The organism is Streptomyces sp. NPDC089919 (genome assembly GCF_040684615.1).
GTDB lineage: Bacteria > Actinomycetota > Actinomycetes > Streptomycetales > Streptomycetaceae > Streptomyces.
Genome location: NZ_JBFBGK010000019.1, coordinates 49,628 through 75,006, shown reverse-complemented (window position 1 = coordinate 75,006; position 25,379 = coordinate 49,628). Strand labels below are relative to the sequence as shown.

Sequence of the window (25,379 nt, the reverse complement as noted above, 5' to 3'; positions counted from 1 at the left end):
TACGGCGGGGCGGGTGTCCGTACGGCGGGCCGGTCCCGGTCGGCAAGAACTGGGCGCCCGGGGCTGTTGCGGGGCTCTACCGCTCAGTACATTGACGCCATGTCTAATACGCAGCCTGCCCCGGTGGCGTCCGAGCACATAGAGCTGAAGGCCCGCCAGGTCTCGTTCTCCTGGGAGGACACCCCCCTCCACTGGCTTCCCGGCGACCCCTTCTCCACCCACACCATGAACGTCCTGCACCTGCTGCTGCCGGCCGGCGAGCGCTGGTTCGTGCACGTCTACAAGCAGGTGCTGCCGTACATCGAGGACGAGCGGCTGCGCGAGGACGTGATCGGCTTCATCGGGCAGGAGGCGATGCACTCCCAGGCCCACGACGACGTCCTGCCGCACCTGCGGCGCCAGGGCCTGGACCCCACCCCGTACACCGCGCAGGTGGACTGGCTCTTCGAGAAGCTGCTCGGCGACCGCACCCTGCCGCCGGGGCGGGCGCGGCACTGGTGGCTGATGGAGCGGGTCGCGATGATCGCGGCGATCGAGCACTACACCGCCTTCCTCGGGGACTGGATCCTCAACGCGCAGGAGCTGGACCGCCGGGGCGCCGACCCCACGATGCTCGACCTGCTGCGCTGGCACGGCGCGGAGGAGGTGGAGCACCGGTCGGTGGCCTTCGACCTCTTCATGCACGTGGACGGCAGCTACCGGCGCCGGGTGCGGACCTGGGCGACCGGCTTCAGCGCGCTGGTGTTCCTGTGGCAGCGCGGGGCGCGCTTCTTCATGGAGAACGACCCGACGCTGCGGGACGGCAAGGCCTCGGTGGGGCAGTTCTTCCGCGCGGGCGCGCAGGGCACGCTGCCCTCGACCCCGGCGATGCTGAAGTCCATCCCGCGCTACCTGTCCCGCTCGTACCACCCCTCCCAAGAGGGGTCGACCGCGCAGGCGGTGGCGTACCTGGCCACCTCGCCGGGCGCGAACGGCGGTGCGCACGGTGCCTGACGCCTCCCGCGCCCTGAAGCTGGCCGCGCTGGCCGCCGGGGCGCTCCTCGCCCGCCGGGCGCTGCGGTCCAGGATCGCCGACTCGCCGCTGTGGCCGCTGCCGGCCCTGGCCGAGCCGGTCTCCGGCCGCTCGCCGCGCCGGCCGCTGTACGGGCGGATCACCCGGCGGGAGGTGATCGCCGAGGGGGTGGTCCGGATCCGGGTGGAGTCCGCCGACCTGCCGGCCTGGCAGCCGGGCGCCCATGTCGACGTGCACCTGCCGTCGGGGCTGATCCGGCAGTACAGCCTCTGCGGGGACCCGGCCGAGGCGGGCGCCTACACCTTCGCCACCCGGCTGGTCGAGGACGGCCGGGGCGGCTCCCGCGAGGTCCACGAACGCCTGGTGGAGGGCGCCGAGCTGGAACTGCGCGTGCCGCGCAACCGCTTCGCGCTGGTCCCGGCCCCGCGGTACGTCTTCCTCGCCGGCGGCATCGGCCTCACCCCGGTCCTGCCGATGCTCCGGGCGCTGGGCCCGGACGCGGACTGGCACCTGTACTACGGCGGCCGCAGCCGCGCCACGATGCCCTTCCTGCCCGAACTGGCCGGGTACGGCGACCGGGTCACGGTCGTCCCCCAGGACGAGGCCGGCCTGCTCGACCTGTCCTTCCTGGCGGACCTGGCGCCCGGCACGGCCGTCTACTGCTGCGGCCCCGAGCCGCTGATGGACGCGGTCGCCGACCTGGTGCCGGCCGGCGACCTCCACCTGGAGCGCTTCGCCCCGGCCGGCGACCCGGTCCCGGGCCGCCCCTTCACCCTCGAACTGCGCGCCTCCGGCCGCACCGTCGAGGTCCCGGCCGACTCGACCACCCTGGCCGCGGTCCGCGCGGCGCTCCCCGACACCCCCTACTCCTGCGAACAGGGCTTCTGCGGCACCTGCAAACACCGCGTCCTGTCCGGCGCCGTCGACCACCGCGACGACCACCTCACCGACGAGGAACGCCAGGACTCCATCCTCCTCTGCGTCTCCCGCGCCGCCGGCGACCACCTGGTACTGGACCTGTAGGGGCGGAACCCGGCCTCCCCGGCCCGGTAGCAGGCTGGTTGGGGATGGGTAGGGTGGGCGGTATGACAAGCGGGGTGCGGCGCAGGATGGGTGTGGAGGAGCGGCGGCAGCAGCTGATCAGCGTGGCGCTGGAGCTGTTCAGCAACCGCTCGCCCGACGACGTGTCGATCGACGAGATCGCCGCCGCCGCGGGGATCTCCCGGCCGTTGGTCTACCACTACTTCCCCGGGAAGCTGAGCCTGTACGAGGCGGCGCTGCGGCGGGCCGCGGACGAGCTGGCGCGGCGGTTCGACGAGCCGATGGAAGGGCCGCTCGGGGCGCGGTTGTTGCGGGTGATGGGCCGGTACTTCCAGTTCGTCGAGGACCACGGGCCGGGCTTCTCGGCGCTGATGCGCGGCGGGCCCGCGGTGGGTTCCAGCCGGACCAACGCCATGATCGACGAGGTGCGGCAGGCCGCGTACGTGCAGATCCTGGCGCACCTGGGCACCTCCGCCCCGCCGGCCCGGCTGGAGCTGGTGGTGCGGTCCTGGGTCTCGCTGGCCGAGTCCACCGCGCTGATCTGGCTGGACGGGCGGCGGATCCCGCGTGCGGAGCTGGAGTTGCAGCTGGTGCACGACTTCGCCGCGCTGGCCGCGGTGAGCGCCGCGTACGACGCGGAGATGGCCGAGGTGCTGGTCCGGATCCTCTCCGACGAGCCGGCCGACGGCCCCTTCGGCGAGCTGGTGGGCCGCCTGGTGGCCCTGGTCCCCCGGGTCGGCGACCCGGTGTCGGCCGCCTCCGCCGCCGCGGACACGGTGCCGGCACCGCGCTGAGGACGGCTCCGCCGCCCATAATGCTCGGGTGATCTTCGACGAGGGGTTGGTCTTCCGGGCCGCGCTGGAAGGCGACGTGCCGGAGTTGGTGCGGCTGTACGACGGGGCCGCGGGGTGGATGCGCGGGCGGGACATCGCCCAGTGGCAGCCCGGGGAGAAGGACGCCGGCCACTTCCTGCGGATCCTGCGGGAGGGCGAGGTCTGGCTGGCCTGTGACGCGGCCGGGGCGGTGTGCGGGGCCTATGAGCTCTGGTGGTCCGACGAGGAGGCCTGGGGCGTGCAGCCGCCGGTCGCCGGGTACGTGCACCGGCTGATGACCGACCGCGGACGGGCCCCGGCGGGCACCGGGCGGCACCTGCTGGCCCACGCCGAGCAGCGGATCGCGGCCGGCGGCCGGGAACTGGCCCGGCTGGACTGCCAGTCGGCCAACCCGCGGCTGGTGGAGTACTACCAGGGCGCCGGGTACACGGTGGTCGGCGAGTTCCCCTCGAAGGTCGGCAAGGACGGCCGGGTCTACGGCGTGACCCTCCTGGAGAAGCGACTGCCGACGACCTGAGACCCGCGGCCCGGCCTCCCGCAGCCCGGCCGGGGACGGCCCCGACGCCGCGGTGGCCGCCCGCCGGGCCCAGTGCCCGCGCAGCCGCCGGTCCGGGCCGCGGCCCCGGTGTCGCAGGTCGGTGCGCCGGCCTCGGTGGTGGCCGAGGTGAAGGCGGCCACCAGCCGTGCGCGGGCCGCGTTCGGCCCGAACGCCCGGGTGGTCTGCTACGCCGCCCACCTCCAGGACATCGGCTGGCAGGGCTGGGCCTGCGGCCGGGACGGTGAGGTGGTCGGCGTCGGCACCACCGGGCAGTCCCGTCGGATGGAGGCGCTGGGCCTCCAGGTCGGCTCCGGGACCGTGAACGCGCAGGCGCACGTGCAGGACTACGGCTGGCTGGGCTGGGTCGGCGGCAACCCCGTGTACGCGGGCACCACCGGCCAGTCGCGGCGGCTGGAGGCGATCCGGATCACGGTCTGACCGCCGGTCGTCCCGCACCGCGTACCCGGTAGCCGTCCGGCACCGGGCACCCGCCGGACGGCGTACCGCCCGCACCACGCACGGATGCCGGGCCCGGTCCTCCCCGACCGGGCCCGGCATCCGCCGTTCGTGCGCCGCCGCGTGGGTCAGCGGCGGGTGAAGACCGCCACCGTGCGGGCGGGGACGGTGAAGGTGCCGGAGTCGGCGGTGGCGTGCTTGACCGTGGGGTCGGCGCCGGCGGCCTGGACCGGGTGAAGGGCGTAGCGGGCGTCCTCGAGGGCCGCGACGTGCTGGCGCTGCTCCTGCGGGGTGGCGTTGAAGACCACGACCAGGCCGCCCAGCCGCATCGTGATCACGCCCGGGGTCTCCTCGGTCCCGGAGAGCGGGAAGGACAGCGCGGACTGCACCTCGGCGGCCGTGGCCAGGCCGAAAGCCGGTTCGGTGGTGCGGATCCGGAGCAGGTCCTGGTAGGCCGCCGAGGCGCCCCGGATCTGCGCGCAGCCCGGTGCCGGTCCGGTCAGCAGCGGCTTGGCGTACTCCCACTTGGCGCGGTTGTCGGCGGCGGGCGGCAGGCCCCGGCCGAAGCCGTTGCCGTCGGCGCAGTCCCAGTGGATCGCGTTGAACCAGTCGCCGCTGTCGAAGGAGTTGCGGTCCAGGGACTTGGAGCGCAGCAGGTCGGAGCCGGCCTGGGAGAGCGCCGGGCCCTGGGAGAGGGCGGCCGTGGCCATCGCCAGGACCTGCATCCGGGCCCGGTCGGCGGCGGTGGTGCCGGCCGGGAGCTTGTAGGCGAGGGCGTCGTAGAGGGATTCGTTGTCGTGGGCGTCGGCGTAGGCCAGGGCGTCGCCGGGGTCGGCGGCGTAGCCGGCCGGGGCGCCGTTGTAGTCGACCTCGGAGCCGGTGACCCGGCGGCCGGTGCTGTCGGTGAAGGCGTAGCCGGCGAGGTTTCCGGTCAGCCCGACCTTGATCAGGTCCTGGTCGTGCAGCAGCCGGGCCTTCTGTTCGGCCGGGGTGCCGTTGCCGGGGGCCGTGTTGGGGTCGGTGTACAGGCCGGAGGCGAAGCCCTGCAGGCGCGGGTCGGCGTCGAAGGGTCCGCCGCCGCGGACCGCGTCGCGGGCCCGGTCGGAGAAGGTCGCGATGCCGGTGCCGGCCATGTTCTTCTGGGTGGCCTGGACGAAGCGGGCGTCGTCCGCCACCTCGCCGAAGTTCCAGCCCTCGCCGTAGAGCACGATCTTCTTGCCGTCCACGCCGTCCTTGGTCGGGGTCAGGGCGTCCAGGGCGGCCCGGACGGCCAGGATGTTGGCCTTGGGGTGGTGGCCCATGAGGTCGAAGCGGAAGCCGTCGACCTTGTACTGCCGGGCCCAGGTGACGACCGAGTCGACGACCAGCTTGCCCATCATGGCGTTCTCGGGCGCGGTGTTGGCGCAGCAGGTGGAGGTGGCCACCGAGCCGTCGGCCAGCAGCCGCTGGTAGTAGCCGGGCACGATCCGGTCGAGGACGGACTTGTCCGACTGCCCGGCCGCGACGGTGTGGTTGTAGACCACGTCCATGACCGTGCGCAGGCCGGCGCCGTTCAGTCCCTGGACCATGCGGCGGAACTCGACGGTGCGGGCGGTGCCTTCGGGGTCACTGGCGTACGAGCCCTCGGGGACGGTGTAGTGCAGCGGGTCGTAGCCCCAGTTGAAGGCGTCCTTGGCGGCGGCCTTGGTGACGCAGTCCTGCTGCTCCTCGGAGTCGGGGGCGTAGACGGACAGGTCGCAGGCGGGCGTGGTGCGGTCGGTGGGCTTCTCGGGGACGGTGCCGAAGTCGAAGGCCGGCAGCAGGTGGACGTAGGAGGTGCCGTGCGCGGCCAGTTCGCGCAGGTGCTTCATGCCGGCCGAGCCGGTGTCGGTGAAGGCGAGGTACTGGCCGGGGTGGGCGGAGGTGCGGTCCGCGATCGAGAAGTCGCGGATGTGCAGCTCCTGGATCTGCGCGTTGCGCAGCGGTACGGCGGCCGGCTTGCGCAGGCCGGTCCAGCCGGCCGGCTTCAGCTTCGGGTCGGCCAGGTCCACGGCGAGGCTGCGGGCCGAGTCGGTGGTCAGGGCGGTGGAGTAGGGGTCGGTGACCAGGTTGGTGACGACCTGCCCGACGGTGGGCGCCCAGACGGTCACGGCGTACCGGTAGGGCTTGCCCTGCCAGGCGGCCGGGCCGGTGGCGGTCCACACCCCGGAGGCGTCCACGCGCTTCATGGGGACGGTACGGCCGGCCAGGTCGAGGGCGACCCGCTGGGCGGTGGGCGCCCAGACGGACAGGCGTACGGAGCCGTCGCGGCCGAAGACCGGGCCGAGGGCGGCGCCCTTCGCGGCCGGGGCGTACAGGTCGTCGAGGACCCCGGCGAGCTGCACGCCGGTGGCGGCGAGCACCGCGCCGTTGACGGCCCGGGCGCTGGCGACCAGTTGGCCGCGCAGGGCCGCCGGGATCCGGTCCCGGTCCCGCTCGTCCACGGAGTACGCGGCATAGGAGGCGAGGTGCGGGAAGCGGGCCCGCTGGGCGTCGGTGAGCCGGGTGCGGTTCAGCCGCAGCCACTGGGCGGTGCCGGTGAGGGCGCCGTGCTCGGCCTTGACCGAACCGTCCGGCGAGGCGAGGAGCTGGACGGAGGCGGCGGTCTCGGGGGCGTTCCAGGCGAGGGTGGTGCGGTCGATCCAGACGGCCTTGGCCTGGCTGAGGTCCAGGGCGGCGGCGGAGCCGGCCGGCTGGGGCAGCAGGTGCTTCTCCTGGCCGGCCAGCAGCCAGGCCTCGGGGCCGGTGGCCTGCAGGTCGAGGGACTGGTCGGCGGGCAGGTCCTTCTGGTCGCCGTTGTGCAGGATGTAGCTGAGCGAGGTGGCGCCGGGGGCCAGCGGCACCTCGTAGACCGCGCCGTACGCGTCGAAGCGGGCGGGGAGCAGCGGCTTGGACCAGTCGGTGGGCGCGGCGGCGCCGGTCCAGGTGTGCAGGCCCCAGCCGTCGTAGTCGCCGGCGGCGCGGCGGTAGTGCAGGACGGCCGTGCCGGGGTCGGGGGCGGGCAGGTCCGGGCGGTCGGTGCGGACCGCCTCCTTGCCCTGTTCGAGCCAGATCTCGCCGCTCTTGGTGACGTCCAGGGTGCGGTCGGCCGCGACGTCCTTGTTGCCGTCCTTGTCGATCACCAGGTAACCGACCGAGGTGGCGCCGGGCTTGAGGCGGACCCAGGCGAAGGCGCCGTAGGCGTCCCGGCCGGTGAAGCCGTGACCGGCCGGCCACGGGGTCGCCTCGCCGTCGGCGAGGTCGCCCCAGGCGTACAGGCGCCAGTCGGTGTAGTCCCCGTCGGGGCGCTTGTAGTGGACGACCGCGTAGTCGCCCTGGGTGGCGGTGGGGACCTCGGCGGGCGGCACCGGGCCGGCGGCCGACTGCGCGAGGGCGCTCGCGGTGCGGCCGTCGGCCGAGACGGCCACGGCCTTGTAGCGCAGGGCGGTGCCCTCGGCGGCGGTGACGTACTGGGTCACCCGGTACGGGGCGTGGTCGGCGGAGCCGAGCACCTGCCAGGGGCCGTCGCCGGTCTGGGCGGCGAAGACGACCCGGTTGCGGGCGCCGCCGGTGACCTCGGCGGAGAGCTCGACGGTGCCGGTGGCGCCGGGCGCCGGGGCCTTGAGGGTGAGGGCGGGGGCGGTGGCGGGGGCCGGCAGCGGGGCGTCGGCCTTGAGGACGACGGAGCCGAGGGCCGGGACCGTGACGGTGACCGTGCCGCCGTCGGCGGTGCGGGCCGCCTCCGAGGTGCCGTACAGCGGGGTGAGGTCGGTGCCCGGGGCGCTGTCGACGGGGATCTGGGCCGTCTTCGGCGCGGTGGCGTTGTTGACGGCGACCAGGTACTCGGTGCCGGTGTAGGCGTCGGTGCGGGTGAAGGCGTAGAGGGAGTCCTGGGAGAGCCGCTCGGTCTGGACGCCGCTGCGCAGCGCCGGGTTGGCCTTGGTCAGCTTCGAGAGGGCGGCGATCTGCCGGTAGAGCGGGTGCTGCGGGTCGTAGGCGTCGCTCGCGTGGGTGCGGTCTGTGCCGAGCTCGTCGTCGTCCAGGTAGTCGGGGGTCTTCGAGGCGAAGAGGGACTGCCGGGCGTCCTTGTCGCCGCCGGCGCCGGTGAAGCCCTGCTCGTCGCCGTAGTAGACGACCGGGTTGCCGCGGGAGAGGAACATCAGCTCGTTGGCGAGCCGGTAGCGGTCCAGCAGTTCCCGCTCGGCGGCGGCGGGGTGGTCCTGCTTCAGGAAGGTGCCGAAACGGCCCATGTCGTGGTTGCCGAGGAAGGTCACCTGCTCGTAGGCGTTGGCCTTGTCGGTGGTGTACCGGTAGTCGTCGGCGAAGACCGAGCCGAGCCGGGCGGCCGGCGCGCCCTGGGATGCGTACGAGCGGATCGCGTCCTGGAGCGGGAAGTCGAGGGTGGCGTCGAGCCGTCCGCGGGTCACGTACGGGGAGGTGATCGCGGTGTCGGCGGAGTAGACCTCGCCGAACATGAAGAAGTCGGGGCGCCCGCGGCGGGCGGCGAAGGCGTCGAGGGCGGTGGCCCACTGCGTCCAGAAGGGCAGGTCGACGTGTTTGACCGTGTCGATCCGGAAGCCGTCCACGCCGAAGTCCGCGACCCACTTCTCGTAGATCTTCTCCATGCCGGAGACGACCTCGGGGCGCTCGGTCCACAGGTCGTCGAGGCCGGAGAAGTCGCCCTGGTCGGAGGACTCGCCGGCGAAGGTGGAGTCGCCCCGGTTGTGGTACATCGACGGGTCGTTGAGCCAGGCCGGGACCTTGAGGTCCTGCTTGCCGGCCGGCACGACGGGGGTGCGCGGGAAGGACGCCGGGCCGGTCTCGGGGAAGGGGTGCTTCCCGTCGGCGTGGTCGGAGTCGTCGAAGGGCTTCCCGTCCTTGGTGAGGTAGGGGAAGGCGCCCTTGGAGAGGTAGCCCGAGGCGTCCGGTGAGTAGCGGATGACGTCGGCGGTGTGGTTGGTGATGACGTCGAAGAAGACCTTCATGCCCTTGCGGTGGGCGGCGCCGATCAGCTTCGTCAGGTCGGCGTTGGTACCGAAGTGCGGGTCGACCTGGGTGAAGTCGGTGATCCAGTAGCCGTGGTAGCCGGCCGACGCGTCCTTGCCGGTGCCCTGCACCGGCTGGTTCTTGAAGATCGGGGCCAGCCAGATGGCCGTGGTGCCCAGGCCCTTGATGTAGTCGAGCCGGTCGGTCAGGCCCTTGAGGTCCCCGCCCTGGTAGAAGCCCTTGTCCGTGGGGTCCAGGCCGGTCTCCAGGCGTCCGCCGGTCAGACCGCCGGCGTCGTTGGCCGGGTCCCCGTTGGCGAAGCGGTCGGGCAGCACGAAGTAGAACTGCTCGCGGGTCAGGTCGTGCCGGGCCGGCTGGGCGGCGAGGCGGGCGTCCGAGGGCGGCGCGGGCGGCGCGGCCGCGGCCGCCGGGAGGGCGGGGGCGAGCGTCGCGGCCAGGGCGGCGGCCAGGGTGCCGGCCGCCGTGCGCAGGACTGGGCGTATCAAGGGTCGGTCTCCTTGAGGTGGTGGTGGGGGCCGCCCGGCAGTGGGGGGAGGTGCGGATGCCGGGCGGCCCCCGCTCGGGGGCGCGGGGTCAGTTGCGCCAGGTGTCGTTGAGCGTGACCTTGCCGGTGGCCGGGACGGTGGCGGTGCGGTTGGCACCGCTCTCCCAGGTGACGTTCCCGGCCGCGTCCTTGCGGACGTACTTGTAGGCGAAGGCGGTGCCGGCCGGCAGCGTGAGGTCGAGCTTCCAGACGGGGTAGGCGGCCGGGTCGAGCTTGAGGGCGGCGGCGGTGTTCCAGTTGCCGAGGGCGGCCTGGTCGCCGGTCACGTAGACGTCCTGGCCCCAGCTGGTGGTGGCGGTGACGTTGAAGGACGCGCCGCCCTGGGAGGCGGGCGGCGGGTTGGTGCCGGTGCAGGTGCGGGCGCCGGTGTGCAGGGCGAGGGCGGTGTCGGCGGCGAGGGTGGCGGTGAACCGCCCGGAGCCGTCGACGGTGACGCTCCGGCCGCTCTGCACGTCGCAGTAGTCGCCGCCGGGCAGGGAGGTCTGGAAGGTGCGGGTGAGCGCGGCGGACTCGTGGTTGATCGCCACGTACGCCCTGTCGCCGCGGCCGAAGGCGATCTGGTTGCCGCCGTTGTCCCACCAGTTCACGACGCCCTGACCGTGGGCCGTGTTGCGGAGGGCGACCATGGAGGCGATCTCGCGCCAGGCGTGCTGGCACTTCCAGCCGTCGCTGTAGCAGGCGTTGACGGTGCCGCCGTTGGGCGGGCCGGCGTCCTTGTCCGTCCACTCGTAGCCGGAGTGCACGTCCGGGGAGCCGTAGGGCCAGGCCAGCATGAAGACGGAGGCGAGGGTGTAGCGGGCGCCGTCCTTGTAGTTGAGGGTGTCGCCGCCGCGCTCGGTGTCGTGGTTGTCGACGAAGACGGCGGCCCGGTCGCTGGGCAGGTAGCCCCAGGCCTCGCCGAAGTTCTTCAGGTACGCCAGCTTCTCGGAGCCGAAGACGCGCTTGAGGTCGCGGGCGTAGCGGAACTCCTGGACGTCGCCGTTGCCGAGGTACTCGCTCGGGGAGACCGCCTCGCCGGCGCCGTAGATGGCCTCCTGCTTCCAGTAGGCGTTCGGGTCGGTCAGGCGGGACTTGATGTTCGCCAGGTCGGCGGCCGGCATGTGCTTGGCCGCGTCGATGCGGAAGCCGTCGACGCCCAGGGACAGCAGGTCGTTGAGGTAGCCGGCGATCCGGCCGCGGACGTACTCCTCACCGGTGTCGAGGTCGGCGAGCTGGACCAGCTCGCAGTTCTGGACGTTGGCCTTGTCCTGGTAGTTGGAGATGGTGGCGCGGCAGTCGTCCATGTCGGAGCCGGAGTAGAGGCCGGGGTAGTCGTACTTCGAGTACGCGCTGCCGCCGGTGCCGGTGCCGCTGCCGGGGCCGGCCATGTGGTTGATGACGGAGTCGGCGACGACCTTCACGCCGGCGGCGTGGCAGGTGTCGACCATCGCCTTGAAGGCGGCCCGGTCGCCGAGCCGGCCGGCGATCTTGTAGCTGACCGGCTGGTACGAGGTCCACCACTGGGGGCCCTGGACGTGCTCCTGGGGCGGGGAGACCTGGACGTAGCCGTAGCCGGCCGGGGCGAGGGTGTCGGTGCAGGCCTTGGCGACGTCCTGGAAGCGCCATTCGAAGAGGACGGCGGTGACGTCCTTGGTGCCGGGCGGGGTGGCCTGCGCCGTGGCCGGGGCCGTCAGGACCGCCGCCGCGGCGATCGTCGCGGCGACGGCGGCTCTTCTGGCGGGGCGTCGGGTCGTGCGGGGCATGGGACCTCCTGGCGGGAGAGGTGGGGATTGCCAGGACCGTAGGGGCGGCCGCAGGGATGTTGCAAGACCTTGCGCAAGAGATTGCAGAATTGTTTCGCGGGCGGGTACGCAGAACCCCGCCCGGCCGGGGCGACAGGCTCCGGCCGAGCGGGGCGAGGGGGGCCCTGCCTACGGGATCAGGGAGCGGGCGGCGCCGGGGCCGTGGAGGCCCGGACCACCAGTTCGGGCTGGAAGACGAACTCGGTGTGGGCGACCGGATGGCCCGCCACGGCCTCCAGCAGGGCGCCGACCGCGGCGGTCGCCATGGCGCGGACCGGCTGGCGGACCGTGGTCAGCGGCGGGTCCGTGAAGGGGATCAGCGGAGAGTCGTCGAAGCCGATCACCGAGACGTCCTCCGGCACCCGCAGGCCGCGCTGCCGGACGGCCCGGATCGCGCCCAGCGCCATCGGGTCGCTGCCGCACACGATGCCCGTGCAGCCCCGGTCCAGCAGCGCCTGGGCCGCCGCGGCCCCGCCCTCGACCGTGAACAGCGTGCGCTGGATGTACGGTTCGGCGTCGGCCACCCCGAACAGCTCGGCCAGCGCCGCCGTGAAGCCCTCCGCCTTGCGGCGCGAGGGGACGTACCGGGTCGGGCCGATCGCCAGCCCCACCCTCCGGTGGCCCAGTTCGGCGAGGTGCCGTACCGCCATGGTCGCGGCGGCCCGGTCGTCCGGGGACACGAAGGGCGCGTTGATCTGCTCGTGGTAGCCGTTGATCAGGACGAACGGCACGCCCCGCGCCGCCAGTTCCCGATAGCGGGACGGGTCGGCGGAGGCGTCCGCGTGCAGCCCGGAGAGGAAGACGATGCCGGTGACCCCGCGGGCCTCCAGCTGCTCGACCAGCTCGTCCTCGGTGGCCCCGCCCGGCGTCTGGGTGCACAGCACCGGCGTGTAGCCGTGCCCGGCCAGCGCCTGCTCGATGACCTGCGCGAAGGCCGGGAAGATCGGGTTGGTCAGCTCCGGGATGAGCAGTCCGACCAGGCCGTTGCTCTTGCGGCGCAGCCGGACCGGCCGCTCGTACCCGAGGACGTCGAGCGCGGCCAGCACCTTGTGCCGGGTGGCCGCGGCCACCCCGGCGCGGCCGTTGAGCACCCGGCTGACGGTGGCCTCGCTGACCTTCGCCTGGGCGGCGATGTCGGCGAGGCGCAGGGTGCCGGGGCCACCCCCGTCGGCCCCGGCCGCACCCCCGCCGTCCCGCGGGACGGGCAGGGTCACTCCTGCCACCACACCGCGCTGTCGGCGGACAGCTCGCCGGCCGCCCCGAGCGGGGTGCTGGCCAGCAGCGGGGTGCCGGTGACCGGGTACGGGACCGGCTCGGCCGTGGTGTTGACGGTGACCACCAGCGAGCCCCGGCGCAGCACCAGCACGCCCTCGGGGGCGTCCAGCCACTCCACCGCGTCGCCCGCGCCCAGGTCCGGGTGGGAGCGGCGCAGCTTCAGCGCGGACCGGTAGAGCTCCAGGGTGGAGGCGGGGTCGCCGGTCTGGGCCTCGACGCTGAGCCCGGCCCAGGAAGCGGGCTGCGGCAGCCAGCTGGGGCCGCCGGCCACCGGGCCGAAGCCGTACGGGGCCTCGGTGCCGGACCACGGGATCGGCACCCGGCAGCCGTCGCGGAAGCCGTCCTGGCCGGCGGCGCGGAAGAAGGACGGGTCCTGGCGGACCTCGTCCGGCAGGTCGGTGACGTCCGGCAGGCCCAGCTCCTCGCCCTGGTAGACGTACGCCGAGCCGGGCAGCGCCAGCATCAGCAGGGTGGCCGCCCGGGCCCGCCGCAGGCCCAGCTCGCGGTCGCCCGGCTCGCGCAGCTGGGTGCCCAGGCCCGGCGGGTTGCCGAAGCGGGTGGCGTGCCGGGTCACGTCGTGGTTGGACAGGACCCAGGTGGTGGGGGCGCCCACCGGCCGCATCGCGGCCAGCGAGCCGTCGATGACCTTCCGCAGCCCGGCCGCGTCCCAGTCGGTGGTCAGGTACTGGAAGTTGAAGGCCTGGTGCATCTCGTCGGGCCGGACGTACCGGGCCGTGCGCTCCACGGTCGGGGTCCAGGCCTCGGCGACCAGGACCCGGTCGCCCTCGTACTCGTCGAGGATCCGGCGCCAGGAGCGGTAGATCTCGTGGACGCCGTCCTGGTCGAAGAAGGGCATGACGTCGTTGCCGAGCAGCTTGAGCTGGTCGTGGCCGCCGATGTCGGGCAGGCCGGGGGCCTTGACCAGGCCGTGGGCCACGTCCACCCGGAAGCCGTCGGCGCCCAGGTCCAGCCAGAAGCGCAGGATGGAGCGGAACTCGTCCTGGACGGCGGGGTGTTCCCAGTTGAAGTCGGGCTGCTCGGGGGCGAACAGGTGCAGGTACCAGTCCCCGTCCGCGGTGCGCGTCCAGGCCGGGCCGCCGAAGATGGACTCCCAGTCGTTGGGCGGCAGTTCGCCGTCCGCGCCCTGGCCGGGACGGAAGTGGAAGCGCTCGCGCAGCCGGGAGCCGGGGCCCTCGCGCAGCGCCTGCTTGAACCACTCGTGCTGGTCGGAGCAGTGGTTGGGGACCAGGTCCACGATGATGCGCAGGCCCAGCGCGTGGGCCTCGCGGATCAGCGCGTCGGCGTCGTGCAGGGTGCCGAACATCGGGTCGATGGCCCGGTAGTCGGCCACGTCGTAGCCCGCGTCGGCCTGCGGGGAGGCGTAGAAGGGGCTGAGCCAGACGGCGTCGACCCCGAGGTCCTTGAGGTAGGGCAGGCGGCTGCGCACGCCCTCGAGGTCGCCCATGCCGTCGCCGTTGCCGTCGGCGAAGCTGCGCGGGTAGACCTGGTAGATCACCGCGTCTCTCCACCAGCCCGTGTGCGTGCCGGTGTTCCGTGCGGCGGGGGCAGCGAGGTGCTGGGTCATGTCGTCCCTGAGGTTTCGGGGTGGGACGGCGCCGCCGGTGGTCGGGGGCGGTGCCGTGCTGGATGTCGTACGCGCGTCGTGCTCTGGTGGGTGGCCCGGGCCGTCCGTACGGGGCCCTGTGCGGGGGCCGCCGTACGGACGGCCGCGGGCCGGCTGCCGGGTCCGGCCGGTGGCGGGGTCAGGTGCCGCGACCGGGACCCGGTCAGCCCTTCGTGGCGCCCGCGGTCATACCTGCCACCAGGTGGCGCTGGGCGAAGAGGAAGAAGACCGCCGCCGGGACCGCGATCAGCACCGAGGCCGCGGTCATCGGGCCCCAGTTGGCCGTGTACTGGGTGACGAAGGTCTGCAGGCCGCCGGCGAGGGTCAAGTGTTCGTCGCCGACCATGAAGGCGGAGGCGTACGCCACCTCGCCCCAGGCGGTGATGAAGGAGTAGAAGGCGGTGACCGCGAGGCCGGGCTTGGCCAGCGGCAGGATCAGCCGCCAGAAGGTCCCGAAGGGGTTGAGGCCGTCGACCCGGCCGGACTCGTCGATCTCGACCGGGATGGTGTCGAAGAAGCCCTTCATCATCCAGGCGCAGAAGGGCACCGCGATGGTGAGGTAGGTGACGATCAGGCCGACCGGCTGGTTGAGCAGCCCGAGCTGGCTCATCAGGTTGTAGAGCGGCACGATCAGGATGGCCATCGGGAACATCTGCGTGATCAGCAGGGTCCACATCAGGGGCCGCATCCCGGGGAACTTGAAGCGGCTGACCGCGTAGCCGGTGGTGGCGGCGATCAGCACGCCGAGCACGGTCGTCACGGCCGCGATCAGCGCGGAGTTGGCGAACCAGGTGAAGAAGGAGGTCTTCTCCACCAGGTAGCGGTAGTTGTCGAGGGTGGTGTCCTTGAACAGGTCCGTGCTGATGGCGTACTTGGCCGGCTTGAGCGAGGTGAGCAGCACCCACAGCACCGGGAAGACGGCGACCAGCGAGGCGACCGCCAGGGTGGCGTGCAGCCCGAAGGAGGCCAGCGGGCTGCGTTCGCCCCGCTTGCGTACGGAGGTGGCCACGGTCACCACACCTCTCCCTGCTTGCGCAGCGAACGCCGGTAGACCAGCGCGAAGATCATGAGGAGGGCGAGGATCAGCACGCCCCAGGTAGCGGAGCCGGCGAAGTCGCGCGGGCTCTCGACGAAGGCCTCGCGGAAGGCCTGCGTCACCAGGATCTCGGTGCTGTCGCCGGGGCCGCCCCGGGTCAGCAGGAAGATCACCGGGAACATGTTGAAGGTCCAGATGGTGGAGAGCAGGACCACCGTCATGCTGACCGTGCGCAGCCCCGGCATGGTGATGTGCCGGAAGCGCTGCCAGGGGCCGGCGCCGTCCATCTCGGCGGCCTCGTACAGCTCGCCGGGGATGGACTGGAGGCCGCCGAGGAGGGCGACCATCATGAAGGGGATGCCCAGCCAGACGTTGACGGTGATGACCGCGACCTTGGCCCAGGTGGGGTCGTCCAGCCAGGGGACGGCCGAGATGCCGCCGCCCTCGAGGATCTTGTTGAGGACGCCGTTGTCGCGGTTGAAGAGGAACCGCCAGGCGAAGACGGAGACGAAGCCCGGCACGGCCCACGGCAGGATGAGCGCCATCCGGTAGGCGCCGCGGCCCCGGAAGGAGCGGTTGAGGAGGTTGGCGAGGCCGAGGCCGAGCGCGAAGGTGATCGACACGCAGGCGACCGTCCACACGACCGTCCAGGTCAGCCGCTGGAGGAACACCGGGTCCTGGAGGACCGCGGTGTAGTTGTCCAGGCCGACGAACTGGTAGGTCGCCTCGATGTGGTTGGCGCCGATCGTGCGGCCGACGTTGCGCTCGTTGGCGTCGGTCAGCGACAGGTAGATGCCGCGGACCAGCGGCCAGCCGATGATCACGCCGAGCACGAGGACCACCGGGGCGACCATCGCCCAGGCGTACCAGTGCGTCGTCACGGCCCGGCGCACGCGCCCGGGTCCCTGGTCAGTCCTGCGGCTGGGGCCGCGGGCGTCGTCGCCCGCGGCCTCCGCCACCGACTGGCTGGTGTGGACAGCCATCTCCGTCGGCCTGCCTTCCTCTACCGTCTACCGTCCGGGGCTCTCGGCTACTTCCAGCCCTTGAGGATCTTGCGGAACTCGGCGCCGGCCGCCTTGGCCGCGTCCTCCGGGCTCGAGGTACCGGTCACCGCCTTGGTGTACTGCACCTGGAGCGGGGCGAACAGGCTGCCGTTCTCCGGGATCCAGGCGCGCTCGACGGCCTTGTCCACGGCGGGCTTGAAGAACTGCACCATCTCGTTGCCCTTGACGTCCGGCTGGTCGTAGGCGGCGGTCCGGGTCGGGAGCAGGCTCAGCTCCTTGGTCGTCTGCACCTGGACCTCCTGGGAGGTCATGTAGTCGACGAAGGCGTGCGCGGCGTCGAGGTTCTTCGAGCCGGCGTAGACGGCCAGGTCGTGGCCGCCCTGCGGGGCGCCCTGACCGGCGGAGCCGGCCGGGACGGCGGCGATGCCCAGGTTGGCCTTGTCCTTGAACTGGTCACCGGCGTAGACGTCGGCCACGGCCCAGGGGCCGTTGATCATCATGGCGGCCTTGCCCGACTTGAAGGCGGTCTCCATGTTGTTCCAGCCGTCGGTGGCGTTGGTGATCGCGGCGCCGGAGGTGACCAGGTCGCGGGCGGCCTTGAAGGCCTTCACGCCGGCCGGGCCGTCGACGGTGACGGTCTTGTTCTTGGCGTCGACCAGGTCGCCGCCCTCGCCGTAGATGAGCGGCAGGAACCAGTAGGAGTCGTCGCCGCGCAGGTACAGGCCGCTCTTGCCGGTCTTCGCCTTGATGGCGGCGGCGGCGGTCTTCAGCTCCTCGAGGGACGTGGGGACCTCGACGCCGGCGTCCTTGAGGATCTTCTTGTTGTAGAAGAGGCCCATGGTGTCGATGACCTGCGGCACGGCGTAGGTGGTGCCGTCGAACTTGCCGCTGGCCGCGGCCTGCGCCAGGAACTCGGAGTCGACCTTCTTGGCGGTCTCGGCGGGCACCTTGTCCAGGTAGCCGAGGGAGGCGAAGTCGGCGACCCAGCCGACGTCGGCGCGGATCACGTCGGGGGCGTCGGAACCGCCGCCGCCGAAGGCGTTCTTGACCTTGTTCTGGGCGTCGCCGTACGGGACGTTGACGTACTTGACGGTCACCTTGGGGTGCTTGGCGGTGAAGCCCTCGGCCAGCTTCTGGAAGACGGCCTTCTCCGAGTCGCCGGAGGTGTCCCACCAGGTGACGGTGCCGGAGAGCTCGCCGCCGGCCTTCTTGTCGTCCCCGCCGTCGTTCTTGTCGCCGCCGCAGGCCGTCGCCGCGAGCGCCAGGGCCGCGACCAGCGCGGTGGCCGCTATGCCACGCCGCATGTGAACTCCTTCAGTGATCCCGACCGCTCCCTCGCGGTGCCGAGTGCCAGGAACGTAACAAGCTTGAAAGGGCTCCGAAAGACCTTGCGGCAATTTTCTGCAAGGAGCGGGGATCGTTACATCGGCGTGTCCTGAAGGTTGCCGCACGTTGCTGTTTGTTCGAGGAGCAACCCCCGCAACCAGGGGGGTGTCGGCCGCGTTGACCCCGATATGACCCAGGAGCTCACCGCCGCCCGCCTTGCAAGCGCTTCCAGCAACCCTGCCGGCGCCGCCCGCGGCTGGTGGCACGACGCCGTCGTCTACCAGGTGTACGTCCGCTCCTTCGCGGACAGCGACGGCGACGGGATCGGGGACCTGCGGGGGGTGCGCTCCCGGCTGCCGCACCTGGCCCGGCTCGGGGTCGACGCGCTCTGGCTCACCCCCTTCTACCTGTCCCCCGGCGCCGACGGCGGGTACGACGTGGCGGACTACCGCACCGTCGACCCGCTCTTCGGGGACCTGGCCGACGTCGAGGAGCTGGTCCGGGCCGCCCACGAGCTGGGGCTGCGGGTGATCGTGGACGTGGTGCCCCACCACACCTCCGACCGGCACCGGTGGTTCCGGGAGGCCCTGGCCTCCCCCGCGGCCCGGGACCGCTACCATTTCCGGCCCGGCCGGGGCGAGGACGGGGCGCTGCCGCCCAACGACTGGGAGTCGGTCTTCGGCGGGCCGGCCTGGAGCCGGGTGCCGGCGGCCGGGGACGGGGCCGACCCCGGGCCGGCGCAGTGGTACCTGCACCTGTTCGCGCCCGAGCAGCCGGACCTCAACTGGGCGCACCCGGAGGTCCGCGAGGAGTTCGAGGCGGTGCTGCGCTTCTGGCTGGACCGGGGCGTGGACGGCTTCCGGATCGACGTGGCGCACGGCATGGTCAAGCCCCCGGAGCTGCCGGACGTGGGCCGCGGCGGGCAGGCCGTGCTCATCGGCAGCGGCCCGCTGCCCTTCTTCGACCAGGACGGGGTGCACGAGATCCACCGCTCCTGGCGGCGGCTGCTCGACTCGTACGACGGCCAGCGGATCGGGGTCGGCGAGGCCTGGGTGCCGACCCCGGAGCGGCTGGCCCGGTACGTCCGGCCCGACGAGCTGCACCAGGCCTTCGACTTCCGCTTCCTGAACTGCCCCTGGGACGCCGCGGCGCTGGAGGAGGTCATCACGCAGTCGCTGGCCGCCACCGCCGCGGTGGGGGCGCCCACGACCTGGGTGCTCTCCAGCCACGACGTGGTCCGGCACCGCACCCGCTACGGCAGCCTGGCCCGGGCCCGGGCGGCCGCGCTGCTGATGCTGGCGCTGCCGGGCTCGGCGTACCTCTACCAAGGGGAGGAGCTGGGGCTGCCGGAGGTGGCCGGGCTGCCGGCCGCGGCCCGGCGGGACCCGGCCTTCCGCCGCCGGCACCCGGCCGGGGCGGTCCCCGGCGAGGGGGCCGCCGCGGCCGACGGGCAGGACGGGCTGCGGGACGGCTGCCGGGTGCCGCTGCCCTGGTCGGGCACCGAGCCGCCGTACGGCTTCGGGCCCGAGGGCAGCTGGCTGCCGCAGCCCGACGACTGGGCCGCGCTGACCGTCGAGGCGCAGACCGGGGACCCGCACTCGACGCTGGAGCTCTACCGGGCGGCCCTCGAACTGCGCCGGGCGCTGCCGGGGCTGGGGGCCGGCACCTTCGCACCGGAGACCGTCGCGCCGGGGACCCCGGCCCCCTGCACACCCGCCCCCGGGACGGCCGACGCCGGGTCCGAGCACCCGGGGATGCGTTGGCTGGCCGCCCCCGAGGGGGTGCTCGCCTTCACCCGGCCCGGGTTCGTCTGCACCGTCAACACCCGCCCCGAGCCGGTGGAACTGCCCGCCCCCGGACGGCCGGTGCTCTCCAGCTCCCCGATCGGCACCGACGGCCGGACAGTCCTGGTGCCCGCGGACTCCTGCACTTGGTGGGCAATCTGACATGCGACCGGTACAGTCCAATCCCATGACCGCGAGGCTTGCCGACATCGCAGCCCAGGCGGGGGTCAGCGAAGCCACAGTCAGCCGCGTGCTCAACGGCAAGCCCGGTGTGGCCGCGGGCACCCGCGAATCCGTGCTGGCCGCGCTCGACGTGCTCGGGTACGAACGCCCGGTGCGGCTGCGCCAGCGCAGCGCGGGCCTGGTCGGCCTGATAACCCCCGAGCTGGACAACCCGATCTTCCCGGCGCTGGCCCAGGTCATCGGGCAGGCGCTGACCCGCCAGGGCTACACGCCGGTACTCGCCACCCAGACGCCGGGCGGCTCCACGGAGGACGAGCTCACCGAGATGCTGGTGGACCGCGGGGTCTCCGGCATCATCTTCGTCTCCGGACTGCACGCCGACACCACCGCGGACACCGCGCGCTACGACCAACTGCGCGGCCAGGGCGTGCCGTTCGTCCTCATCAACGGCTTCTCCCCCAAGGTGCAGGCGCCCTTCGTCTCGCCCGACGACCGGGCCGCGATGCAGCTGGCGGTCACCCACCTCAGCGCGCTGGGCCACACCCGGATCGGGCTGGCGGTCGGCCCGAAGCGGTTCGTGCCGGTGCTGCGCAAGATCGAGGGCTTCGTCGCCGGCATGCAGGAGCGGCTGGGGCTCGGTGCCGAGGAGGCGGACGAGCTGGTCCAGCACTCCCTGTACACGCTGGAGGGCGGGCAGGCCGCGGCCACCGCGCTGATCGGCCGGGGCTGCACCGCGATCATCTGCGCCAGCGACATGATGGCGCTGGGTGCCATCCGGGCCGCCCGGCAGCAGGGGCTGCGGGTCCCGCAGGACGTCTCGGTGGTCGGTTTCGACGACTCCCCGCTCATAGCGTTCACCGATCCGCCGCTGACCACCATCCGGCAGCCCGTGCAGGCCATGGGCCAGGCGGCGGTGCGCACGCTCCTGGAGGAGATCGCGGGCACCCCGGCGCCGCACACCGAGTTCGTCTTCATGCCCGAGCTGGTGGTCCGCGGCTCCACGGCCTCCGGGCCTGGTCGGGGCTAGGGGACGGGCCGGGGTCGGGGCCGTTCTGGAGGGGGGCGTACGAGTCCTCCACGAGGCGGACCCGATGCGGGCAAGACCGTCCGGAGGGATGATCGGAGGGTCGGACGCATCTGGCAGACTCTTTCCCTATGGGTGAAGCGAGCGTGAAGGCACTGGAAACCCGGACGGATGTCTCGTCACCCCCCGTGAGCGAGGACCGGACGGGGCACAGCCGCGGCCTGGTGCAGCGGCTGCGGGCCCCGCGACGCCCCCAGCTGTGGTTCGAGGTCCTGCTGATCGGCATCAGCTACTGGACGTACTCGCTGATCCGCAACGCCGTCCCCGAGCAGAAGGCGGCGGCCCTGGCCAACGCCGACTGGCTGTGGCGGCTGGAGCACCACCTCGGCATCGCCGTGGAGAAGAGCGTCAACCACGCGGTCAACGGCGTCACGTGGCTGATCGTGGGGATGAACTACTACTACGCCACGCTCCACTTCGTCGTGACCATCGGCGTCCTGGTGTGGCTCTACCGCAGCCATCCCGGCCGGTACGCCGCCACCCGCCTGGTGCTCTTCGCGACCACCGGCGTCGCCCTGGTCGGCTACTACTTCTACCCGCTGGCCCCGCCCCGCCTGATGAACGGCGGCGGCTTCATCGACACGGTGCTGGTGCACCACACCTGGGGCTCGATGGCCTCGGGGAACTTCAAACACGTGTCGAACCAGTACGCCGCGATGCCGTCCATGCACATCGGGTGGTCGCTGTGGTGCGGGCTGACGATCTTCGCGCTGGCCCGGGCGCCCTGGGCCAAGATCCTGGGCCTGCTCTACCCGACCGCCACGCTCGTCGTCATCGTGGCCACCGCCAACCACTTCTGGCTGGACGCGGTGGGCGGCATAGCCTGCCTCGCCTTCGGCTTCGGCGTCTCGCGCCTCTGGTACGGCTCGCTGCCGTACCGGCTGCCGAGGCAGCCCCGGGCCGATGCGCCCGCGCCGCTGGCGAACGCGCTGCTGAACCGTATCCGCCGCTGAGGCGGGGCCCCAGGGGGCCCGTACGTGACCGAGGGCGGTCCGGCCCGGAAGCCGGACCGCCCTCGCGCGTGTCCGGCCCGGTCAGGCGGTCTCGGCCGGCCGGTGGTGCAGCTCCTCCAGGAGGACCAGGTCCTCGGGGGTGAGCCGCAGGGCGCCGGCCGCGACGTTGGCCGCCAGGTGGTCCGGGTCGCCGGTGCCGGGGATGGCCAGCACGTGCGGGCCCCGGTGCAGGGTCCAGGCGAGCCGGACCTGCGCGGTGCTCGCGCCGTGGGCCTCGGCGACCGCGCGGATCTCCGGGGCGTCCACGGCCGCGGCCCCGGCCTGGCCCCGGCGGGCGGCGATCGCGTAGAAGGGCACGAAGGCGACGCCCTGCTCGCCGCAGGTGCGGACGAAGGCGTCCTGGTCGGGGCGCATGGCGATGCCGTACGGGTTCTGCACGCAGACCACCGGCGCGATGGCCCGGGCCTCGGCGAACTGCTCGGGGGTGACGTTGGAGACGCCCAGGTGCCGGATCAGACCGGCCTCGCGCAGCTCGGCCAGTGCACCGAAGCGCTCGGCGACCGAGGCGGTGCCCAGCACCCGGAGGTTGACCACGTCCAGGTGGTCCCGGCCCAGCTGGCGCAGGTTCTCCTCGACCTGGGCGCGCAGCTCGGCGCCGGTGGCGGCGTGCGGCTGCCACTCCCCCGCCCGGTCCCGGGAGGGGCCGACCTTGGTGGCGATGACCAGGTCGTCGGGGTAGGGCGCCAGGGCCCGGTTGATCAGCTCGTTCGCCGAGCGCAGCGGCGAGAAGTAGAAGGCCGCGGTGTCGATGTGGTTGACGCCCAGCTCGACCGCCCGGCGCAGGACGGCGACGGCGCCGTCCCGGTCGGCGGGGATGGCGTCCGGGATCAGCGCCTCGCCCTTCTGGGGCAGGCGCATGGCGCCGAAGCCGATCCGGTTGACGGTCAGCTCACCGCCGAGCTTCCAGGTGCCGGCGGCGTCGGCGGTGACGGGGCCGGTGCTCTTCTCGGTGCCGGCGTCTATGAGCGTGCCGGTCTCGGTCGTCGTGGTCCGGGGTGTGATCATCCGCGGATGATCACAGATCGCGCGCGGGATCGCCAACGAATAGGCGCTACTCCGGTACGAGCACCACGGCCGTGCCGTAGGCGCACACCTCCGTGCCCACGTCGGCCGCGTCGGTGACGTCGAACCGCATCATCAGCACCGCGTTGGCCCCGCGGGCCTGGGCGTGCTCGATCAGCCGCTCCATCGCCTGGTTGCGGGTCTCCACCAGGGTCTTGGTGAGCCCCTTGAGCTCGCCGCCCAGCATGGACTTGAGCCCCGCGCCGATCTGGCTGCCGAGGTGGCGGGAGCGGACGGTGAGCCCGAAGACCTCACCGATCACCTGCTGCACCCGGTGCCCCGGCACGTCGTTCGTGGTCACCACCAGCACCCCGGCCTGTCCGCCGGGCCCGCCGCCGTAGTCGTCGATTCCCATCCCCCCACGGTGCCGCCCGGCCGGGCGGCCCGCATGCGGGGAAGGGCCGTAAGGGGGTGCCGACTACGGCCGGTCCGCCGGTTCGGCGACCGCCGGCCGCCACGGCTGGGCCCGGCCGCTGCGGCCGCCGGCCGGGTACGTGGTCCAGTGCAGCTCGGCGTCCAGCCCCACCACCGCCAGGCTGATCGCCCCCGAGCTCTCGGCGGCCCCGGCCGGGGCGCCCGCGAACAGCACCTCCGACTCGGTCCAGGCCGGCGGCGCGCCCCGGGGGGCCACTCCGACCGTGCCGGTGTCGGCCCGGCCGGCCAGCAGGCGGCCCGCCGCGCCCACCGCTCCGTACCCGGCGTTCGCCCCCGCGTCCAGCGCCGGCGAGACCAGCGGCCGCACCGCGCCCGGCGCCAGGAGGACGGTGCGCACCGCCCCGGAGTCGGGCTTGCGGTAGAGGAGCCGTACCGCCCGGCCCTCGGGCAGCACCGAGAGCGGCAGGGTGGTGGCCGGCAGTCCGGTCGGGAAGGGGCCGGTCAGCGGCCCGTCGGGGGTGCGCTGGTACCAGGCGAGGACCGAGCGGGAGGTGGCCGCGACCACGTACCGGCGCCCGCCGGAGTCCTTGGCCGCGACCGGGTCGCTCTGGAGGTCGGCGCCGCCGAGCGCGCGCCACCGGCTCCAGGTCCCCTCGGGAAGCTGTTCGCGCACCCGCAGGGTGCGGCGGGAGTCCCGGACGTACACCGCCATCCGGCCGCTGCCGTCGAGGACCACCGGGGCCGGGGCGCTGATCGCCGAGGTTCCGCGGGCGTCGGAGGTCTCGGGGGTGCCGAGCGACTGCCAGGGGCCGAAGGCGCCGCCGGGCCCGGTCTGCTCGGTGAGGACCACCTCGCGCCGGTAGTCCGCGGGGCGGGGGCCCAGGGTGGTGCGGACGCCGTAGACGGCGAGCCGGCCGCCGGGCAGCCGGACGGCCTGGGCGCCGGGGTCCAGACCCGCGCCGGGCAGCAGCTCCGGGCCGGTCCAGCGGCCGCGGGCGCCGGTGCGGTGCCAGACGCCCAGCTGCCCGTCGAGCACCGCGAAGGCGTACAGGTCCCCGCCGGAGCCCTCGACCAGCCAGGAGGTGGACTCGCCCCGGGTGTAGCGCTGGCTCTGCACCCAGTTGTTGCCGGTGGGCCGGCCCGCGACCTTGCGGTCGCCGCAGCCCGCCGGGCTGTCGCAGTAGTCCTGGTGGTCGGTCCAGGAGTACGTCTTGAGTATCCGCAGCTTGGCGCCGGTGGTGCCGGGGTCCAGGACGTGCGGCAGGGAGCTGTTCAGGTAGCCCAGGTAGTTCTGGACGGTGAAGTGGGGCCGGTTCTTGTACTGCGCGTAGCGGGCGGCCGCGGCCTGCGCGAAGCGCGCACCGTACATGTGGTCCTGGTGGTCGGTGAGCTTGCCGCTGCGCAGGGACCGCCCGGGGGTGGGGTCCTGGATGCGTATCGTCGTGGGCCGGTAGCGCTCCATGAGCCCGGCGACGGTGCGTATCACCTGCTCCTTGGTGTACGCGTAGGGCGCCTTGACCGGGCTGCCCGAGGAGAGCACCGAGCCCAGCCGGGCTATTCGCCCGTCCCACAGGCCGCGCAGGCTCACCGGCCGGTCGGCGTTGATGTTGCGGGCCTCCTGGAGCTGCAGCCAGACCAGGTTGACCTGCGGGCGGGCGACCAGGACGTCGACCTCGGCGCGGCCGCCGCCGGCGGTGTTCACGACGGTGCGCCGCCAAGGGCTGCTGCGGTCGCCGGTGGCCATCTGGGCGTAGGCGGCGCGGATGCCGTTCTGCCGGGCCTCGGCGTAGCCGGCGCGGTCGGCGCGCGGCCGGGGGTCCTTGAAGCGGGGGCCGGTGGCGGCGTTGACGCCGTCGGACTCGCCGGAGGTGAGGTAGGCGGTGGTCGCCCCGTGGCCGGAGCTGAGCGAGCGGCTCAGGTCCGGGTTCATGAAGAAGAGGTCGTCGTCGGGGTGGGCGACGATCTGCAGGACCGACCCTCCCAGCAGCCGGTTGGGCGCCACCGCGGGCTGCGGCCGGTCCAGCGCCGTCACCGGGCCGCCGTCCATGACGGAGGCCACCCCGGCACCGCTCGCGGCGAGCACGGTGAGGAGGGCGGCGGTGCGGACCACGCGGCGTCGGGTGCTGCGGGCAGGGGGCATGTGCGTACGCCTCGGGTCGTGCGGGAGGGAGCCGCGCGCGCGGGCTCCATGGCAGTCAGTCAGATGGGCAACCGGGGGACTCGGTTTCACCGGCGCGGCGGATTCGCCAGAATAGGTGACGAACGGCCGAAAAGCCGATCTGGCGTTCGGTCAGCAGCACGTCCGTGCGGGGCCGTCGGGACGGCCTCCCGCCGGGTGCGGCGCGGGCGGCACACGGGTCCCGGGCCGGGCCGGCCGCCGCGGGCGGCCCCGCCCGACGTGACC

At 73.4% G+C, this 25,379-nt stretch carries 18 protein-coding genes; 8 read left to right on the top strand and 10 right to left on the bottom strand.

From position 1 onward, the window contains the following. The first annotated feature begins 99 nt into the window (after nucleotides 1-99). From AB0O40_RS11305 to AB0O40_RS11285, 5 genes are all read left to right on the top strand, one after another. A complete protein-coding gene (locus AB0O40_RS11305) occupies nucleotides 100-993 on the top strand; it encodes a metal-dependent hydrolase (RefSeq protein ID WP_365038347.1) in 894 nt (297 codons plus the stop codon). Then, a complete protein-coding gene (locus AB0O40_RS11300) occupies nucleotides 986-2,035 on the top strand; it encodes a PDR/VanB family oxidoreductase (RefSeq protein WP_365038344.1) in 1,050 nt (349 codons plus the stop codon). Before AB0O40_RS11305 ends, AB0O40_RS11300 begins: the two co-directional genes overlap by 8 nt. Before the next feature lie 62 nt (nucleotides 2,036-2,097). Next, nucleotides 2,098-2,847 carry a TetR/AcrR family transcriptional regulator gene (locus AB0O40_RS11295; protein ID WP_365038341.1) on the top strand — a complete coding sequence of 250 codons (750 nt, stop codon included), beginning with the start codon at nucleotides 2,098-2,100 and terminating at the stop codon, nucleotides 2,845-2,847. Nucleotides 2,848-2,875: 28 nt separating this feature from the next. Further along, nucleotides 2,876-3,403 (top strand): GNAT family N-acetyltransferase, encoded by a 528-nt coding sequence (locus tag AB0O40_RS11290; RefSeq protein WP_365038338.1) that lies wholly within the window; start codon nucleotides 2,876-2,878, stop codon nucleotides 3,401-3,403. A gap of 72 nt (nucleotides 3,404-3,475) precedes the next feature. Next, nucleotides 3,476-3,862 carry a hypothetical protein gene (locus tag AB0O40_RS11285; RefSeq protein ID WP_365038335.1) on the top strand — a complete coding sequence of 129 codons (387 nt, stop codon included), beginning with the start codon at nucleotides 3,476-3,478 and terminating at the stop codon, nucleotides 3,860-3,862. Nucleotides 3,863-4,008: 146 nt separating this feature from the next. Here AB0O40_RS11285 and pulA read toward each other — a convergent pair whose 3' ends face one another. The 7 genes from pulA to AB0O40_RS11250 all read right to left on the bottom strand — a co-directional run bounded on the left by pulA (nucleotide 4,009) and on the right by AB0O40_RS11250 (nucleotide 17,452). After that, a complete protein-coding gene (gene pulA / locus AB0O40_RS11280; protein ID WP_365038426.1) occupies nucleotides 4,009-9,354 on the bottom strand; it encodes a pullulanase-type alpha-1,6-glucosidase in 5,346 nt (1,781 codons plus the stop codon). Nucleotides 9,355-9,457: 103 nt separating this feature from the next. Then, nucleotides 9,458-11,170: a carbohydrate-binding module family 20 domain-containing protein gene (locus AB0O40_RS11275; RefSeq protein ID WP_365038332.1), complete on the bottom strand. Its 1,713-nt coding sequence runs from the start codon at nucleotides 11,168-11,170 to the stop codon at nucleotides 9,458-9,460. A 176-nt stretch (nucleotides 11,171-11,346) separates the two neighbouring features. Further along, nucleotides 11,347-12,357, bottom strand: coding sequence for a LacI family DNA-binding transcriptional regulator (locus tag AB0O40_RS11270; protein ID WP_365038423.1), 1,011 nt, complete (start codon nucleotides 12,355-12,357; stop codon nucleotides 11,347-11,349). Nucleotides 12,358-12,419: 62 nt separating this feature from the next. Beyond that, on the bottom strand, nucleotides 12,420-14,069 hold the full coding sequence (locus tag AB0O40_RS11265; protein ID WP_365038329.1) for a glycoside hydrolase family 13 protein: 1,650 nt from the start codon (nucleotides 14,067-14,069) through the stop codon (nucleotides 12,420-12,422). A 202-nt stretch (nucleotides 14,070-14,271) separates the two neighbouring features. Further along, the gene (locus AB0O40_RS11260) at nucleotides 14,272-15,123 is read right to left on the bottom strand and encodes a carbohydrate ABC transporter permease (RefSeq protein WP_365038326.1); all 852 of its coding nucleotides are present in this window, start codon (nucleotides 15,121-15,123) and stop codon (nucleotides 14,272-14,274) included. Next, on the bottom strand, nucleotides 15,120-16,127 hold the full coding sequence (locus tag AB0O40_RS11255) for a sugar ABC transporter permease (protein ID WP_365038323.1): 1,008 nt from the start codon (nucleotides 16,125-16,127) through the stop codon (nucleotides 15,120-15,122). Before AB0O40_RS11255 ends, AB0O40_RS11260 begins: the two co-directional genes overlap by 4 nt. A 47-nt stretch (nucleotides 16,128-16,174) precedes the next feature. Continuing rightward, nucleotides 16,175-17,452, bottom strand: coding sequence for an extracellular solute-binding protein (locus tag AB0O40_RS11250; RefSeq protein WP_365038320.1), 1,278 nt, complete (start codon nucleotides 17,450-17,452; stop codon nucleotides 16,175-16,177). A 210-nt stretch (nucleotides 17,453-17,662) separates the two neighbouring features. On the opposite strand from AB0O40_RS11250, the gene AB0O40_RS11245 reads away from it, so the two are divergent. The 3 genes from AB0O40_RS11245 to AB0O40_RS11235 all read left to right on the top strand — a co-directional run bounded on the left by AB0O40_RS11245 (nucleotide 17,663) and on the right by AB0O40_RS11235 (nucleotide 21,478). Then, nucleotides 17,663-19,420: a glycoside hydrolase family 13 protein gene (locus tag AB0O40_RS11245; protein WP_365038317.1), complete on the top strand. Its 1,758-nt coding sequence runs from the start codon at nucleotides 17,663-17,665 to the stop codon at nucleotides 19,418-19,420. 25 nt (nucleotides 19,421-19,445) lie between these two features. Then, nucleotides 19,446-20,468, top strand: coding sequence for a LacI family DNA-binding transcriptional regulator (locus AB0O40_RS11240; RefSeq protein ID WP_365038314.1), 1,023 nt, complete (start codon nucleotides 19,446-19,448; stop codon nucleotides 20,466-20,468). 128 nt (nucleotides 20,469-20,596) lie between these two features. Then, the gene (locus AB0O40_RS11235) at nucleotides 20,597-21,478 is read left to right on the top strand and encodes a phosphatase PAP2 family protein (protein ID WP_365038311.1); all 882 of its coding nucleotides are present in this window, start codon (nucleotides 20,597-20,599) and stop codon (nucleotides 21,476-21,478) included. Between the two features lie 81 nt (nucleotides 21,479-21,559). On the opposite strand, the gene AB0O40_RS11230 is transcribed toward AB0O40_RS11235, so the two are convergent. The 3 genes from AB0O40_RS11230 to AB0O40_RS11220 all read right to left on the bottom strand — a co-directional run bounded on the left by AB0O40_RS11230 (nucleotide 21,560) and on the right by AB0O40_RS11220 (nucleotide 25,115). After that, the gene (locus AB0O40_RS11230) at nucleotides 21,560-22,543 is read right to left on the bottom strand and encodes an oxidoreductase (protein WP_365038308.1); all 984 of its coding nucleotides are present in this window, start codon (nucleotides 22,541-22,543) and stop codon (nucleotides 21,560-21,562) included. Nucleotides 22,544-22,589: 46 nt separating this feature from the next. Beyond that, the gene (locus AB0O40_RS11225) at nucleotides 22,590-22,955 is read right to left on the bottom strand and encodes a YbjQ family protein (protein ID WP_365038305.1); all 366 of its coding nucleotides are present in this window, start codon (nucleotides 22,953-22,955) and stop codon (nucleotides 22,590-22,592) included. A 63-nt stretch (nucleotides 22,956-23,018) separates the two neighbouring features. Beyond that, nucleotides 23,019-25,115 (bottom strand): PIG-L family deacetylase, encoded by a 2,097-nt coding sequence (locus tag AB0O40_RS11220; protein WP_365038302.1) that lies wholly within the window; start codon nucleotides 25,113-25,115, stop codon nucleotides 23,019-23,021. Between the last annotated feature and the right edge of the window lie 264 nt (nucleotides 25,116-25,379).